The sequence below is a fragment of the Picosynechococcus sp. PCC 7003 genome, assembly GCF_001693255.1.
Lineage (GTDB): Bacteria > Cyanobacteriota > Cyanobacteriia > Cyanobacteriales > MRBY01 > MRBY01.
The window spans coordinates 166,714-181,004 of the sequence record NZ_CP016474.1; the positions used below are offsets into that span (position 1 = coordinate 166,714).

A 14,291-nucleotide genomic window follows, 5' to 3' on the forward strand; every position below is an offset into this window, starting at 1 on the left:
AAAACCTAACTTCCAGGGGAAATTAGGGCAAAAAAGAGAGATTGTGACAGTAATAATACCGCTACTTTTTCGGCTGATAGTAGAGGTTAGACCCTTGATCGGCGATGTAATGGCAGGCCTTTTGGGATCTAAAGAAACTGCGCCAAATGGGAGCATGGCTCACCCGGTAATAATCGCCCAGGAGAGGCTTGATCGCTTCCGTCGCATCCTTGAGATAGTAGTGGGGAATGGTATGGAAAATGTGGTGGGCGACGTGGGTGCCAATATTATGGTGAATTTCGTTGAAAATGCCATAATCCCGGTCAATGGTGGAGAGGGCGCCCTTGAGGTAGTACCAGTCATCACCCCGATACCAGGGAATATCCGCTTCGGTATGGTGCAGATAAGTCACTAAATCGAGCCAAACTACAAAGATGACGTAGGGCACGAAATAGAATTTCACAAAGGCAAGAAGCCCGAACTGCACTGTAAACCACGCGAGAAAACCGACCATGGCGATAATCGCGGCGGTGCTGACGATGATATCGTTGCGCTCGGCAGGCTTAAACAAAGGGCTTTTTGGCGAAAAATGGGAACCAGGCCCCCGACCCGGCGATCGCTTAAACAAATAAATTGGATAGGCAATCAGGGGCGCATAGAAACGGACAAGCTTTTCAGCGAAACCCATTTGGTCATATTTCGACTCTGGGATCGGGTACCAACTCTCATCGGTATCAATGTTGCCCGTATTGGAGTGGTGGGTGCGGTGGGAAATGCGCCAACCATGGAAGGGCACCAAAATCGGCGTGTGGCTCAAATGGCCGATTAAGTTATTGAGCCATTTGGATTTAGAAAAAGAGCCGTGGCCGCAATCATGGCCGACCACAAATAAAGCCCAAAACATCGTGCCCTGGGCAAACCAAAAGATGGGATAGAAAAACCAAGAATCTAAATAAGCGGCGATCGCATAGAGACCGGCAATGATCCCAATATCAAGAAAGAAATAAGCGAGGGAACGGAAGACAGAAGGCTGAAAACAGTAGTCTGGGATGGCTGCTTTCACATCCTTCAGGGTGAAGGGCAGATCCTGCCGTAGAGACTCGCGACTCCCTGGGGAGCGGACTGTGCTTTGCATTCAGTTTCAAAAAGAGGTTAACAAATGTTTACGATTTTACTGCCTTTTGTCGGGATGCAGGGGAAATCACCGCAAAATTCCTTAATTTCGTTTAATTTTTCCCATTGTCTGGCCCTGGCGATCGCCCCAAAACTTCTTGAACTTGGGCGCGGCAGTCCCTATCTCTCTTTAGGGTAGGGAAGGATAGCGCGGCTACTGAAGAGAAACGGAAGTAGCCAAATCAATCAGGCTTAGGCAATCGCCTTATGTACTCTCTGATAATTTGAGCCATGCTGACATCCTTGTTGGACGCGAACGCCTTGAGTCTTGCCAGATCCTCTGATGTTAGCCTTATTTTTAGTATTTCTGACTTGTTCATTGTGGGCACAATAGACTACCATAGGAGCATGGTAACACGCCGAATCACTTACAGGCTCTATCCAAGTCGCCAACAGCAAAAAAAGCTGCACTATTGGCGGCGTTTACATTGCAGTTTGTATAACGCAGCGATTGCTAACCGTAAAACCCAGTACCAAAAGTTCAACCATGCAGTCGATTACTTTGAGCAGCAAAATAGTCTGCCAGGGTTCAAGCAAGTATGGCCAGAATTTAAGGAACTGGGTTCCCATGCCCTACAGGCAACGTTAAAGCGAGTGGACTTTGCCTTCAACCGATTTTTTAAGGGATTGGGGGGATATCCAAAGTTCAAGGCATCTCGACGCTATGGAGGGTGGACATATCCCTGCGGGGCAGGTTGGCAGGTAGAAACAGACGGTCAGCATGGCTTTCTCAAGTTGAGCCACTTAGGCAGAATGCAAATGAGAGGGAAAGCTCGCACCTGGGGAAAACCAACAACTTGCACAATTTTCTTCCGCCAGGGCAAGTGGTATGCCTCAATCACCGTCAAATGTGAACCCAAGCGGGAAACCGAGGGTGGGTCTGTGGGGATTGATTTAGGTTGCAAGGAAGCGATTACCCTTTCTACAGGGGAGCAACTATCAAAGCCTGGCTTTATCAAAGTCGGTGAGGTTGCTGTAAGGCAAGCATCCAAGCAACTCAGACGAAAGCGTGCACCAAACCGAAATAAGCGAGTTAAAGCATCGCGGCGGTGGCAAAAAGCGAGACGGCAGGTATCAATGCGGCAACGCAAAATTACCCGTCAGCGCGAAGATTGGCTGCATCAAATCACAAGCAACATAGTCAGCGGTAATAGCCTAGTTGCAGGTGAGCAGTTAAACGTCAAAAACATGACCCGCAAAGCCAAAAAAGGCAGCAAACGGAAAGCTCAAAAAACAGGGCTTAACCGCTCCATTCTCTCGGTTGGCTTCGGCATGATTGGTTCAATGCTGGAATACAAGCTGGCAGAGGCAGGAGGATTTTATGTGGAGTCCCCGACAAGGACGCTTAAGCCCTCTCAGCGTTGCGCTAAATGTTGGGAGCTAACGCCAAAGACATTGGCAGACAGGGTACATATTTGCTCAAACCCAAACTGTGGCCACAGGGAGGATAGAGATATCAATGCAGCTCAGGTTAATTTAGCCTGGGCAAGGGGTCAGGAACTGGCCTCTTCAGTCGCGGAGCCGCCAAGCTCTACCGATTGCGGAAGCATGAGGCAACTTGGGGCGATGAAACGACGGAAACTCCATGCCTCTTAGGCTGGAGTAGTTCATGAGTTCTTTGTAGAATAGAAACTAGTCCATTGCACAAAAATTTTATGTCCACTACCACTGAACCCACGGATCGTTTATTTGGCGCCTTACCCTACCTTCTACCCCTCGTTTATGCCTTGCCCCTGGGGATTCCATTTTTGAGGCAATTCCCGATTCTCTCGATTATCTATGTACCCCTACAGCCATTAATCCGCCTTTATTCTTTTCCCTTTGCGGGGCTGATTATTTTCTTCGTCCTCTACAGCGCGGTGGTACGGAACAGCCGGATTAGTCACTTCATCCGCTTCAACACCCTACAAGCGATTCTCATCGATATTGCCTTGATTTTATTGAGCATTGTGATTCAATTATTCGGCTTTGGGAGTGGGGGCATTCTCATCGAAACCCTTTCTAATGTAGCTTTCCTCGGCACTCTAGTCGCCTGTGGTTATGCCATGGTGCAATCAATTCTCGGCAAATATGCGGAGTTGCCGACCATCTCCCAGGCCGCCTATTCCCAATTACCCTACTAATTTGGGAGAAATGGGCAAAATTTTAGCAATTTAGGGTCTAATCGAGAAACTTTTTTGCGGTTACCCCAGACAAATAATCATGGTGAAGTATTAGGGAAACACAATGGCGAAATTGATGATGTTAGAGCCTTATCAATTATTGTTGGGCGGCGTAGTGGCGATCGCCTTTTTGACGGTGGGCCTCACGGTGGGGGTGAGTAATGCCCTGGGGCGTAATATTCTCAAACCACGGCAGTTTAGCTGTCAGCCCGTCATAGAACCCCAAACAGGAGAGTTGATGTGGACAGTCTTCCATCAAGGCCAGGGACAACCACAACCTTGGCTACAAATGGTGCCGGGCATGGAAGGGGATGTGTCCCTCAAAAGTCGTTGTGAACAGGTGGCCCAGCGGCTCGATTCACTGGCATCACAAGAGCTCCGCGCCCTTACCTATCAGCCCAATCCGGCCACCCCAGAACGGGAAGTGATCTGTGCCCTAACCCAGGTTAAAAGTGCCCCTTGTACAACGCTCTTGATTTTGAAGCCCGATACAGACCCAACGCAGTTTTTTGCAGATTTGACCCTGCCCCTGCGCCAATGGGGGGAGAGGATGCAATTAGAGACCGCAAACCAAGTGCCCCTCGATCTGCAACCCTATCTTCTGGGGCCCGCGTCTCCCTAGAGCCTGGGCAGCCTAAATTTTACCAGGGCGATCGCCGAGACAAATCCCTAATCCCCGCGCGGTTTTGACCAAAGTTCCCTCCGGATTAACGACCCGATTGATCTCGATGGCCTCACGAATCGGCACACTAGACACCTGGCCATTTTGCCACGTCACCATGCGATCAAACTTGCCCTGGGCGATCAAGTCCACCGCCGCGACCCCAAAGGCTGAGGCTAACAAACGGTCTAGGGGTGAGGCGATGCCCCCCCGCTGGATGTGGCCCAATACCGTTACCCGCGTTTCTGCGCCCGTCTTTTTGGCGACTTCATCGCCCATGTATTGGCCGATGCCCCCCAGGCGACATTCCCCAAATTGCAATTCGTGTTTAAGGGTTTCTCCAGAGGTCGTACAGACAGCCTCGGAAACAACGACGAGGGTATGATCTTTACCGGAATTTTGGCGATCGCAAATAAACTCACACACCGTCTGTAAATCGTAGGCGATCTCTGGAATCAAGATCACATGGGCACCGCCTGCAATCCCGGCATTCAAGGCAATGTGGCCGGCATCACGGCCCATTACTTCCACAATCATCACCCGGTTGTGGCTCGCCGCCGTAAAATGTAGCCGGTCTAAAGCTTCCGTGGCAATATTCACCGCCGTTTCAAAGCCAATGGAACGCTCTGTGATGCCCACATCATTATCAATGGTCTTGGGGATGCCCACGAGGTTCATGCCCCCCAGGTGCGCCAATTTCTGGAGAATGGCCAAGCTCCCGTCGCCACCAATCCCGACCAGGGCATCTAGCCCTAGACGGTGGTAGGCTTCGCCGATTTCCTGGGAACGATCTTTGAGGGAACCATCTTCCATGGGAAAAGCAAAGGGATTCCCTTTATTGGTTGTCCCCAACATGGTGCCTCCCATGGTCAACCAAGTATCCACCCGATCTTCGGTGAGGACAATGGTTTCTGGCGGATCCTGGAGCAGGCCGAGGGTCGCCCGACAAATACCAATGACTTCCCAGCCGTATCGATGCCGGGCACAGCGGGTTACAGCTCGAATAGCGGCATTCAGGCCAGAGCAGTCGCCGCCACTGGTGAGTACACCGATTTTTTTTACGTTTCCCATAACTGATGCTATTTACCGTTGTCCTAAAGCGTTTATGGATTGAAGCCATTGGGCCTATTGTTAATCAGGAAACGGCGATCACCACAGCCTCTGAGATGATTCGTTTAATTTTTTGACAGTTATTTACTGATATGCGCGATAAGTCAGCAATCGCTCACATCCTACCGGGAACTTTCGGGGGAAGCTTTAGTTGATCGCGGAGAAGCCCCGCGCTGTAATTTTAATTCAGCGTCGGGATGAGGAGCGGTGAGTCGGAGCGAAGCAGAGACGAACAACTCTAGGGAGATCCTGATTTCCTCCTAAGATTCTGATATGATCGAAAAATGCTTAACCTGACTTACGAATACAGGCTCTATCCGACGGTCAATCAATCTTCCAAAATGGAGGAATGGCTGGAAACTTGCAAGCGCGTCTATAACTACGCCTTGGCAGAACGTCGTGACTGGATTCAGTCCCGTAAGTGCCCAGTTAATGCTTGTAGTATTCAGCGGGAATTTATTTACCCAATGGATTCAGAAAAACCGACCTATTACAGTCAGAAGCGAAATTTGACCGCAGCGCGGAAAGAGAATCCTTTTCTGCAAAATGTTCATTCTCAAGTGCTTCAGGACGTAATGGGTCGGCTGGAAAAGGCGTTTAATGCCCTGTGGAATAGTGGGTTTGGATTCCCACGGTTTAAGAAGCGTTTTCGCAGCTTTAACTTTCCGCAGTTGGGGAAAAATCCCATTGACAGCAATCGAATCAAGCTGCCGGTATTTGGCTGGGTTAAGACCGTGATGCACCGTCCGATCCCTGATGGGTTTGAGGCGAAGCAAGCACGGGTCGTTAAACGCGCTTCTGGTTGGTATATCCAGCTAGTTATCCAAAGCGACGTTAAAATCCCAGATCCTGTTATCGGTGGTCACGCCATTGGGATTGATGTGGGGTTAAATCATTTTGTTGCGACATCAGACAACGAGTTAATTGCAAGGCCCAGATTCTTTGTGGAGGCACAACACAGGCTGAAAGTGCTGAACCGTGCCGTTGCCAGAAAGCAGAAAGGGTCAAAGAACCAGCAAAAAGCTCGTCAACGAGTCGCAAGATTCTATGAACGAATTGCGAACCGACGCAAGGATTTTCACCGCAAGCTCGCCCATCATCTCTGTGATCAAGCAGGGATGATATTTGCGGAGGAATTAAACCTAAAAGGACTGGCTAAAGGAATGCTGGGGAAGCATTGTCTGGATGCTGGGTGGGGTCAATTCCTCGATACGCTTAAATGGGTCTGCTTCAAGCGGGGTGTGCATTTCCAAAAGGTTAAAGCCGCTGGCACAAGCCAAGAATGCCCAGCCTGTGGAGTAGCGGTGAGGAAAGATTTGTCTGTGCGTCGGCATGAATGCCCGGAATGTGGCTACACCACTCATCGCGATGTAGCCAGCGGACAAGTGATTCGTAATCGTGGACTAATAGCGGTTGGACAGACCGTTCAATCCTGTGGAGCTACGCCCAGTGGGGAGGCTTTGAAGCAGGAATTTCTTAAGGCGACTTAAGAAGCCCGCGCTGTACCGTTAGGTCAGCGTCGGGAGTATGTCACGATGCGAGGTAATGGGGAATAATCACATCGGGAATACTTTGGCCCGTCAGACATTGCCAATGACAGGTAAATAGGTCTGGTTGTTGGCACCGCAAAGAGGCGATCGCCGGCGCTGCCGGGAACGGCCAGAGTCGATCAAAAATCAGTCGTTTTTCTGGTGAAAAAGAAAACTGTAGCAGGTAAACCCCAGGGGTCGCCCCAATGGAATCGAGGAGTTGATAGCCCAGATAATATAAGCTTTGGCGTTGATCATCCCGGAGATCGATGGGCTGATGGTAGGAGTTGGGCATTACTCCTTCGCCGATCACTTCGCCGTACAAAGGCCCCTTCGCGGTATAGATAATCGGTAACCAATGATCGCCCAGATAATTATGACTACAGACCCGGTGGGTTGTATGTTTCTGTACCCACTGACGCCGTTCTTCAATTCTGCGACAGGCCTGAAATACTTTTTGGTGTGCGAAGGAAAAGGGTTCTGGTAAATCAATCGTCAAAGGACAAACGAGGACGTCGCGACTCTGGGATTGCCCACCATGTCGAACCATCGCTGGCGTGAGCACTTCTACTTCTGTGCCTTCGGCCTGCTGCACAATTGCCGTTTTAAATGCCTTAATCATCCGCTCCGTAACGGGGGAAGCAGAGATAAATTTGCCAGAATGCTTTAATTCAGCATTGACTAAGATGATGACCTTAGAGGGTACTGAACGTCGGGATGGGGCTGCCACCTTTGGGGTTAAATGTGGGTAATTCAATCTCAGACAGGCTATGACGACGATTTTTTACTGCAAGACGGTAACTCACACTTTGTAAGTCGGCGTGGAGTTGACGATTTTCCCTTTGCAGCTTCTCTACTTTATCGCGAACTGTTGCCATTCTCTCAGCGAATTTTTGCCGATACATTTGCGGTAGTTCCTGAACCACCTGTTCTAAGCGCCGACTGCGATCGCCTAATTCTTTAACGGATTGGCGCAATTGGGAAATTTCTTGATCTTTCTGGGTCAGGCGCTCTTGGTAAAAAATAACCTGTTGTTCAACCTCTTGGAACTGCTCCCGGAGACGTTGGAGTTCTTCTTGGTGCTGTGCCTCTAGGGCCGGAGCCGGGTCATCATTGCCCTTTACGAGACGAAATAGCTCCTGGGACAATTGCTGCACCAGTTGATCCCGCAGTTGGAGTTCCTGCTGGAGTTGGGCGACATCGATGGGTTGGGGTTGGCGGGATTCGGTTGTTGCCACGGTTATGTATCACTCCATTGATCAAGGGTTTGGGGTTAAATCGTCCGATATGTACATCAATCTAGACAAAATTTGCACCGCCCGAAGGATAGAAAAGACAGTCTTTCGCCTATGACTTTTTACTGGAATTGGCCAGTATAGACCTAATAATATCTAATGCTTTGGAAAAATGCCTGTCTGCGGGGAAATTTTGTAAAAAAATCGCCATTCGTGGTTTCCCCCTTGCGGATAAGATAAAGGGGATTTTTAATAAGCCCTGTTTTTCTTCCATGAGTATTGCAAGCAATCCCCCGATTAAGTTTGGCACTGACGGTTGGCGTGGCATTATCGCCGATGATTTTACCTTCGCTAATGTTTGTAAAGTGACCCGGGCGATCGCCAGCTACCTAGAGACGGCCTATGGGAAGGATCGTCCGGTGCTGGTGGCCTACGACACCCGTTTTTTTGCAGACGAATTTGCCCAGACTGCGGCGGAAGTGCTCGCGGATCTCGGTTGGACGGTGAAGGTGGTAGAACGGGATTGCCCGACCCCGGTGATTGCCTACAATGCGAAGTTTCTCAATTCTGCTGGGGCGTTGATGTTTACGGCCAGCCACAACCCCGCCCCCTACTGTGGGATTAAATATATTCCCGATTATGCAGGGCCAGCAACCCCAGAGATTACCGATACGATTGTGGCGAATATTGCCAGTGCTTCGGCGGAGATGCCCACAGGCAAAAATGGCGACAAGATTTCTCGGTTCGACCCGAAACCTGACTATCTAAAATTCATCTACACTCTTCTGGATGTGGATAAGATTCGCTCAGCGGGCCTGAAGGTCAAGTATGATGCGCTGTATTCCACCTCACGCGGTTATTTAGACGAAGTGTTGGCCCACTGCGGTTGCGAAACGGAGTCGTTTAATACCAGCCGTGATGTGTTGTTTGGCGGTGGGATGCCAGAACCGAAAGGCTCTCAGTTGGTGGGCCTCGTGGATGCGGTAAAAGCCGATCAAGCGGATCTGGGCTTGGCTACCGATGGTGACAGCGATCGCTTTGGGGTTGTGGATGAATTGGGGAATGTTTTAACGCCCAACACAATTCTGCTGTTGCTCGCGCGACACCTGCTGAAAAACAAAGGTCAAAAAGGGGCGATCGTCCGCACGGTAGCCACGACCCACTTACTGGATAATTTGGCTGCGAAATATGGCTTAGAAATTTTTGAAACGGCCGTTGGTTTTAAATACATCGGCGAAAAAATGCGGGAAACCGCTGTCCTTATTGGTGGCGAAGAATCCGGTGGTTTGAGTGTGCTCGGTCATATCCCGGAAAAGGATGGCATTTTGGCCGATATGCTCGTGGCCGAGGCGATCGCCTACGAAGGCAAGCCCCTGTCCCAGTTAGTCAAAGAAGCCCTGGAAGATGCCGATGGGCCGCTCTTTAACAAACGCTTGGATCTCCACCTCGAAGAACCCCACAAAAAGGCTGTTTTGGACTTCTATAAGGCGACCCCCCCGGAAACGGTGGCTGGTTTAGCAGTCAAGGAAGTGGGCTTAAAGGATGGCGTGAAACTGTACCTCGAAAATGGCAGTTGGGTGCTCCTGCGTCCTTCTGGCACGGAACCGCTGATGCGGGTTTACATGGAAACAGATTCTGCGGCCCTTGAAGCGAAAATTGCCTCGGAAATGGAAGCGGCGATCGCCAAACTGGATCCCGCGAAATAAACATCTTTGAAATTTTGCAGGAGGGGACGTTACTAATCGGTAGCGTCCCTTTTTTAGTGCTTTTTTAAGAGATAAAAATTAGGCGATCGCCTTGAGATTTTCCTCGATGTGCGCCTGGGGGTCATGGTTTCGGATTTGGCGAATAAAGAAATCTTCTAAGGAAACCCGCGCCAATTTTAAATCCAGTAATCGCGCCTTCATCAAGCTCAGGGACGCAATAAACTTTTGGGGATCTCCCTCCAAATGGCCAATCCAATGGTGATCCTTGCGGCTCAAATCCGGCACCCAAGACCGTAACGCTGCCTCGGTGCCCCCTTCGATGACCACTTGATAGCGATCCGCCGCCCCCAAAAGCTCATCTAAAGTACCTTGGCAGATAATTTCCCCCTTCGACAAAATCGCCAGGCGATCGCAAATCAGTTCCACATCCGCCAGAATATGCGAATTAAAGAAAATCGTTTTCCCCTGGGCCTTGAGGGACAAAATAATTTCTCGCACCTGGTAGCGACCGAGGGGATCGAGACCCGACATCGGCTCATCGAGGAACACCAAATCCGGATCATTGATTAATGCCTGGGCCATGCCAACCCGCTGGAGCATCCCCTTGGAATATTTGCGGAGTTGCCGCTTTTTCGCCACTTCCTGGGCCAGACCCACCGTATCCAGCAATCGTTTAATTCGCTTTTGTCGTTTGCCGCGCGGAATCTGAAATAAACCCGCCGTAAAATCCAGAAATTCCCAGGCCGTTAAAAAGTCATAAAAATAAGCATTTTCCGGAAGATAGCCAATACGCTGGCGGGTGGGGCGATCGCCAAACGGTTTTCCCAACAGCGTCGCATTTCCCCCAGTTGGTCGAATAATCCCCAACAGAATCTTCAAAAGGGTCGTTTTTCCTGCCCCATTCGGCCCCAGTAGCCCAAAGGTTTCCCCACCCAAGACTTCTAAAGAACAACTCTTGAGGGATTCACTGGTTTTGTTGAGCCAAAAGCCGGTACGGTAAGTCTTGCAAAGGTCCCAGGTCTTGACCACTGGCATACCATCGGAGGAAGGAGATGCGGACTGCATAGGGCGATTTTGTGACAAATTGAAACAATTTAAGGAATTTTAGGCCAGGCGTTTGAACCAAACGACAAGATCGATAAAATATAGTCTGGTTGATTATATTAAACTTTTAACCAAATTCTTTTTCTGTTGAGAGCATTGAGAGGAAAACTCCTTTGAAAAAATTACTTGCTATTGCTTTAACCGTCCTTGCGACTGTGTTTGCCTTTGGTACCCCTGCATTTGCCGCTGATGCTGCTGCCGGTGCTCAGGTATTCTCCGCGAACTGCGCCGCCTGTCATGCTGGCGGGAACAACGCTGTAATGCCAAATAAAACCCTGAAGGCTGATGCCCTCAAGACCTACCTTGCTGGCTACAATGACGGCAGCAAGTCCCTTGAAGAGGCGATCATCTACCAAGCAAAAAATGGTCAAGGGGCAATGCCTGCTTTTATCGGTCGCTTGAGCGATGACGATATTGCTAATGTTGCTGCTTACGTTGCTGATCAAGCAGAAAACAACAAATGGTAAACGGCTGATTGCATCAAAATCAGTTGCAACCCATTTCCCGATAACCAGTTATTTGCATAGAAATAACTGGTTTTTTTATGGTGATCAAGTCTCTTGGTAGATAAACTTCAGAACAAAAAACCTCCCCAAATGGAGAGGTCAAGAAATAAAGTGAGCAAATCAAAATATTCGTTTTTGAGATTTACCGCAACAGTCGCTTAGACAAACCACTCGTCCATCGCTTGTTCTTTGGTGTTGGTATTCCGGGAGGGAGTCGCCCGATCAAAGGTCATGTGAATTGAACGGGTTTGTTCCCCATCAGCGGCTACGGCCACAATCGGATAATCGATATTGCCGTCCTGGAAAGACATCTGGAAGCGGAAAGTGCCATCAGGATTCAGTTTGATCTGCTGGCCGCCAATGGTGACGGTCGCATCAGGTTCCGTCGCACCGTAAACGATTAACTCCGCGTCTGCCACGAGCCAGAATTTCCGGGGACGGGCTGGTGGCATCGAGGCAAAGCCAGCACCGGACATATTCAAACCGGACATGTTGAGACCAGAAACGTTGGGAGCGGCCCATAGCCCAGCTCCAGAGGGGAAGACGTAGGAACTGATCGATTCTTGGGGCGGTACTGAGCCAGCCACATGCTGCATCGAACCGAACAGAGACCCGGCGATGCGTTGGGCTTCGAGGGATTGAAGATCGCCAAAGATTTCGTCGTAAATGGGGCTGGAGGTACTTTCGGCAGCGGCGGCAGCGGCAGCAGCTTCTGCTTGTTTTTTGGCTGGGGGAACCAGAGTGTAGACGGTTTTGCCTTTTAGCTCTTCATCCCACTGGACGGTCACAAAAATGTCTTCTACCCAGTCGCTAGGATAAACGGGAGGAACACGAATCGCGGTAGAACGGGCCAAGCTTAACCAACGGCCATCGGCGCAACGGTAGCCAATTTCCACAACATAATCGCGATCGCTAACGGGTACGGGGAAATACCATTCCCGCGCCATTTCGTCACATAAATATTCTTGGACGTTGTGGGGAGTTTGATAGTCGAGGTTGATATCTGTTACGTCATAGAGACGGAGGGCAATTTGCTGTCCCCCTTGGTTGCGCAGATATTGCTTGTGGTCGTTGGGAATATCCCAGTAGGCGTAGGCCCATTGGGGATCGCGGGGTAAGAGGACGATGCGACTTTGACCGTAGCCGCCGGGGAGGTCACCGAGGTCTTCATCGACGCTGGCGAGATCGAGCTCGATGGGATCATCTTGACCAACTTCAAATTTTGCTGCTTCCACTTGAGTTTCCTCCTCTTGGCTGTTGACTGGGGTGATGGATTCAGTTTTGTCGGGGGTGACTGAGGCTTTGGGATTGTCGTAGTTTGAGCGTTTTTTGACCTCAGCGAGGAGTTGATCTTTGCGCATCCGACTATAGCGACTGATGCCGAGTTTGCTGGCTAGTTTCCGTAGTTGCCTCAGGGTCATATCTTCCAGATTGTCTTCGAATCCATTGCCTACTGTAGTGGTCATGGGATGGGCTCCTCCGTTGCGCGAATTTTGGACTGATACAGGGTAGGCGCTTGCATCGGTTTTTTGGCGATCGCCTGTTGTTTCATGTTTTAGCAGAGAATCCAGAACTTCGTGATCCCAGAAGTTATAAAACCTTGACATTTAACGAATTCAATGACTTTCGGGCGTTTTTTATGTCAAGAAATAATGACTTTTGTGTTCGGGATAAGTATTTATACTTGCTCAAAAAGACGAATTTGATTGATTCTGCCCCGGGCCATAGGCAAGGGATTTGGAAATCCGCTAAGATGACATCGCCCATTTGTAACATCCCGACATTATGATTCGTCTCGAAACGGTTTCTCCCCACCAGCAACTTGTGATTACGCCGCCTGCATCGGGCCTCAGCTTGCAGGGAAAGGTGCGGATTCCGGGGGACAAGTCTATTTCCCACCGGGCGCTGATGTTGGGGGCGATCGCCGAAGGGGAAACGATCATCGAAGGCTTGCTATTGGGGGAAGATCCCCGCAGTACGGCAGCTTGTTTTACGGCGATGGGGGCCAATATTTCAGAATTAAATGAAACGGAAGTCCGGGTGCAGGGGGTGGGTCTCGGTAATTTGCAGGAACCGGATAATGTCCTCGATGCAGGCAACTCCGGCACTACGATGCGCCTCATGTTAGGTCTGTTGGCCTCTTCGGCGGATCGCTTTTTTGCCGTGACGGGGGATGGTTCTTTGCGATCGCGGCCCATGTCCCGTGTCGTTAACCCTCTCAAGGAAATGGGGGCGCAAATTTGGGGCAAAAAAGGGAATACCCTTGCACCGCTAGCGATTCGAGGACAACACCTAAAAGGCATTCATTACCACTCCCCCATTGCGTCAGCCCAGGTGAAATCCTGTGTATTGTTGGCAGGACTCTTGGCGGAGGGTCAAACCACCGTTACCGAACCCGCCCTCTCACGGGATCATAGTGAACGAATGCTCCGGGCCTTTGGGGCAAATCTCACCATCGATCCAGAAACCCACAGCGTCACCATTGACCCTTACCCGACGTTACGGGGCCAAAAAGTTGTGGTACCGGGAGATATTAGTTCGGCAGCTTTTTGGATGGTGGCGGCGGCGATTGTGCCGGATTCTGATTTGACCATTGAAAATGTCGGTATTAACCCGACCCGCACCGGGATTATTGAAGCAATGCAGATGATGGGGGCGGACATGACCCTCGACAATGCGCGGGAAGTGGCTGGGGAACCGGTGGCGGATCTGCGGGTGCAATATTCTCCTCTCAAAGGCTGCACCATCGGCGGCGAGATTATCCCTCGGCTCATTGATGAAATTCCGATCCTGGCGGTGGCGGCCTGTTTCGCAGAAGGCACAACAATCATTAAAGATGCTGAGGAATTGCGCGTTAAAGAAAGCGATCGCCTTGCCGTGATGGCCGCAGAACTAACGAAAATGGGCGCAAATATCATCGAGCATCCCGATGGCCTAGAGATTATTGGGGGGGCCACCTTAAACGGCGCAGAAATGGATAGCTACACTGACCATCGCATTGCCATGAGTTTGGCGATCGCCGCTTTAAATGCCAAGGACGAAACCCGCATCCACCGGGCCGAGGCTGCCTCCATTTCCTATCCGACGTTTGTGGAAACCCTCACCAACGTTTGTCAGGTTGAATAA

Annotated in this window: 14 protein-coding genes; 8 read left to right on the forward strand and 6 right to left on the reverse strand. The window is 50.3% G+C overall.

Annotated features, from left to right (window positions below; translation table 11 throughout):
* Positions 1-61: 61 nt before the first annotated feature.
* Entirely contained in the window at positions 62-1,114 is a 1,053-nt protein-coding gene (locus AWQ21_RS00800; RefSeq protein WP_065712902.1) for a fatty acid desaturase, read from the reverse strand.
* Positions 1,115-1,138: 24 nt separating this feature from the next.
* Between AWQ21_RS00800 and AWQ21_RS16115 the strand changes: the two genes are divergently transcribed.
* The 4 genes from AWQ21_RS16115 to AWQ21_RS00815 all read left to right on the forward strand — a co-directional run bounded on the left by AWQ21_RS16115 (position 1,139) and on the right by AWQ21_RS00815 (position 3,936).
* Positions 1,139-1,291 (forward strand): hypothetical protein, encoded by a 153-nt coding sequence (locus AWQ21_RS16115; RefSeq protein ID WP_157094680.1) that lies wholly within the window; start codon positions 1,139-1,141, stop codon positions 1,289-1,291.
* A 209-nt stretch (positions 1,292-1,500) separates the two neighbouring features.
* Positions 1,501-2,748, forward strand: coding sequence for an RNA-guided endonuclease TnpB family protein (locus tag AWQ21_RS00805; RefSeq protein ID WP_065715146.1), 1,248 nt, complete (start codon positions 1,501-1,503; stop codon positions 2,746-2,748).
* Between the two features lie 59 nt (positions 2,749-2,807).
* Complete coding sequence (locus tag AWQ21_RS00810) at positions 2,808-3,275, forward strand: Tic20 family protein (RefSeq protein WP_065712903.1); 468 nt, start codon at positions 2,808-2,810, stop codon at positions 3,273-3,275.
* Between the two features lie 103 nt (positions 3,276-3,378).
* On the forward strand, positions 3,379-3,936 hold the full coding sequence (locus AWQ21_RS00815) for a COP23 domain-containing protein (protein ID WP_065712904.1): 558 nt from the start codon (positions 3,379-3,381) through the stop codon (positions 3,934-3,936).
* Positions 3,937-3,948: 12 nt separating this feature from the next.
* On the opposite strand, the gene AWQ21_RS00820 is transcribed toward AWQ21_RS00815, so the two are convergent.
* Complete coding sequence (locus AWQ21_RS00820) at positions 3,949-5,046, reverse strand: ATP-dependent 6-phosphofructokinase (protein ID WP_065712905.1); 1,098 nt, start codon at positions 5,044-5,046, stop codon at positions 3,949-3,951.
* Positions 5,047-5,369: 323 nt separating this feature from the next.
* Here AWQ21_RS00820 and AWQ21_RS00825 point away from each other — a divergent pair, with 323 nt between their 5' ends.
* Positions 5,370-6,575: an RNA-guided endonuclease TnpB family protein gene (locus AWQ21_RS00825; protein ID WP_065712906.1), complete on the forward strand. Its 1,206-nt coding sequence runs from the start codon at positions 5,370-5,372 to the stop codon at positions 6,573-6,575.
* A 40-nt stretch (positions 6,576-6,615) separates the two neighbouring features.
* On the opposite strand, the gene AWQ21_RS00830 is transcribed toward AWQ21_RS00825, so the two are convergent.
* Both AWQ21_RS00830 and AWQ21_RS00835 read right to left on the reverse strand, forming a co-directional pair.
* On the reverse strand, positions 6,616-7,344 hold the full coding sequence (locus AWQ21_RS00830; RefSeq protein WP_065712907.1) for a hypothetical protein: 729 nt from the start codon (positions 7,342-7,344) through the stop codon (positions 6,616-6,618).
* Positions 7,310-7,852 carry an Npun_F5560 family protein gene (locus tag AWQ21_RS00835; RefSeq protein ID WP_065712908.1) on the reverse strand — a complete coding sequence of 181 codons (543 nt, stop codon included), beginning with the start codon at positions 7,850-7,852 and terminating at the stop codon, positions 7,310-7,312. The genes AWQ21_RS00830 and AWQ21_RS00835 overlap by 35 nt, the downstream gene beginning before the upstream one ends.
* Positions 7,853-8,121: 269 nt before the next feature.
* Between AWQ21_RS00835 and AWQ21_RS00840 the strand changes: the two genes are divergently transcribed.
* A complete protein-coding gene (locus AWQ21_RS00840; protein WP_065715147.1) occupies positions 8,122-9,555 on the forward strand; it encodes a phosphoglucomutase/phosphomannomutase family protein in 1,434 nt (477 codons plus the stop codon).
* 78 nt (positions 9,556-9,633) lie between these two features.
* Here the strand turns inward: AWQ21_RS00840 and AWQ21_RS00845 are convergent, their stop codons facing one another.
* Positions 9,634-10,620 (reverse strand): ABC transporter ATP-binding protein, encoded by a 987-nt coding sequence (locus AWQ21_RS00845; protein WP_065712909.1) that lies wholly within the window; start codon positions 10,618-10,620, stop codon positions 9,634-9,636.
* Positions 10,621-10,772: 152 nt separating this feature from the next.
* Between AWQ21_RS00845 and AWQ21_RS00850 the strand changes: the two genes are divergently transcribed.
* Positions 10,773-11,126 carry a c-type cytochrome gene (locus AWQ21_RS00850; RefSeq protein WP_065712910.1) on the forward strand — a complete coding sequence of 118 codons (354 nt, stop codon included), beginning with the start codon at positions 10,773-10,775 and terminating at the stop codon, positions 11,124-11,126.
* A gap of 197 nt (positions 11,127-11,323) precedes the next feature.
* On the opposite strand, the gene AWQ21_RS00855 is transcribed toward AWQ21_RS00850, so the two are convergent.
* Positions 11,324-12,631, reverse strand: coding sequence for a DUF4912 domain-containing protein (locus AWQ21_RS00855; RefSeq protein ID WP_065715148.1), 1,308 nt, complete (start codon positions 12,629-12,631; stop codon positions 11,324-11,326).
* A 319-nt stretch (positions 12,632-12,950) separates the two neighbouring features.
* Between AWQ21_RS00855 and aroA the strand changes: the two genes are divergently transcribed.
* Positions 12,951-14,291, forward strand: a complete 1,341-nt coding sequence (aroA, locus tag AWQ21_RS00860; protein ID WP_065712911.1) for a 3-phosphoshikimate 1-carboxyvinyltransferase — start codon at positions 12,951-12,953, stop codon at positions 14,289-14,291.

Bases quoted from the DNA above. Each gene is read 5' to 3' on its own strand.
- AWQ21_RS00800 (WP_065712902.1), bottom strand. From the start codon at position 1,114: ATGCAAAGCACAGTCCGCTCCCCAGGGAGTCGCGAGTCTCTACGGCAG.
- AWQ21_RS16115 (WP_157094680.1), top strand. From the start codon at position 1,139: ATGTTTACGATTTTACTGCCTTTTGTCGGGATGCAGGGGAAATCACCG.
- AWQ21_RS00805 (WP_065715146.1), top strand. From the start codon at position 1,501: ATGGTAACACGCCGAATCACTTACAGGCTCTATCCAAGTCGCCAACAG.
- AWQ21_RS00810 (WP_065712903.1), top strand. From the start codon at position 2,808: ATGTCCACTACCACTGAACCCACGGATCGTTTATTTGGCGCCTTACCC.
- AWQ21_RS00815 (WP_065712904.1), top strand. From the start codon at position 3,379: ATGGCGAAATTGATGATGTTAGAGCCTTATCAATTATTGTTGGGCGGC.
- AWQ21_RS00820 (WP_065712905.1), bottom strand. From the start codon at position 5,046: ATGGGAAACGTAAAAAAAATCGGTGTACTCACCAGTGGCGGCGACTGC.
- AWQ21_RS00825 (WP_065712906.1), top strand. From the start codon at position 5,370: ATGCTTAACCTGACTTACGAATACAGGCTCTATCCGACGGTCAATCAA.
- AWQ21_RS00840 (WP_065715147.1), top strand. From the start codon at position 8,122: ATGAGTATTGCAAGCAATCCCCCGATTAAGTTTGGCACTGACGGTTGG.
- AWQ21_RS00845 (WP_065712909.1), bottom strand. From the start codon at position 10,620: ATGCAGTCCGCATCTCCTTCCTCCGATGGTATGCCAGTGGTCAAGACC.
- AWQ21_RS00855 (WP_065715148.1), bottom strand. From the start codon at position 12,631: ATGACCACTACAGTAGGCAATGGATTCGAAGACAATCTGGAAGATATG.
- aroA (WP_065712911.1), top strand. From the start codon at position 12,951: ATGATTCGTCTCGAAACGGTTTCTCCCCACCAGCAACTTGTGATTACG.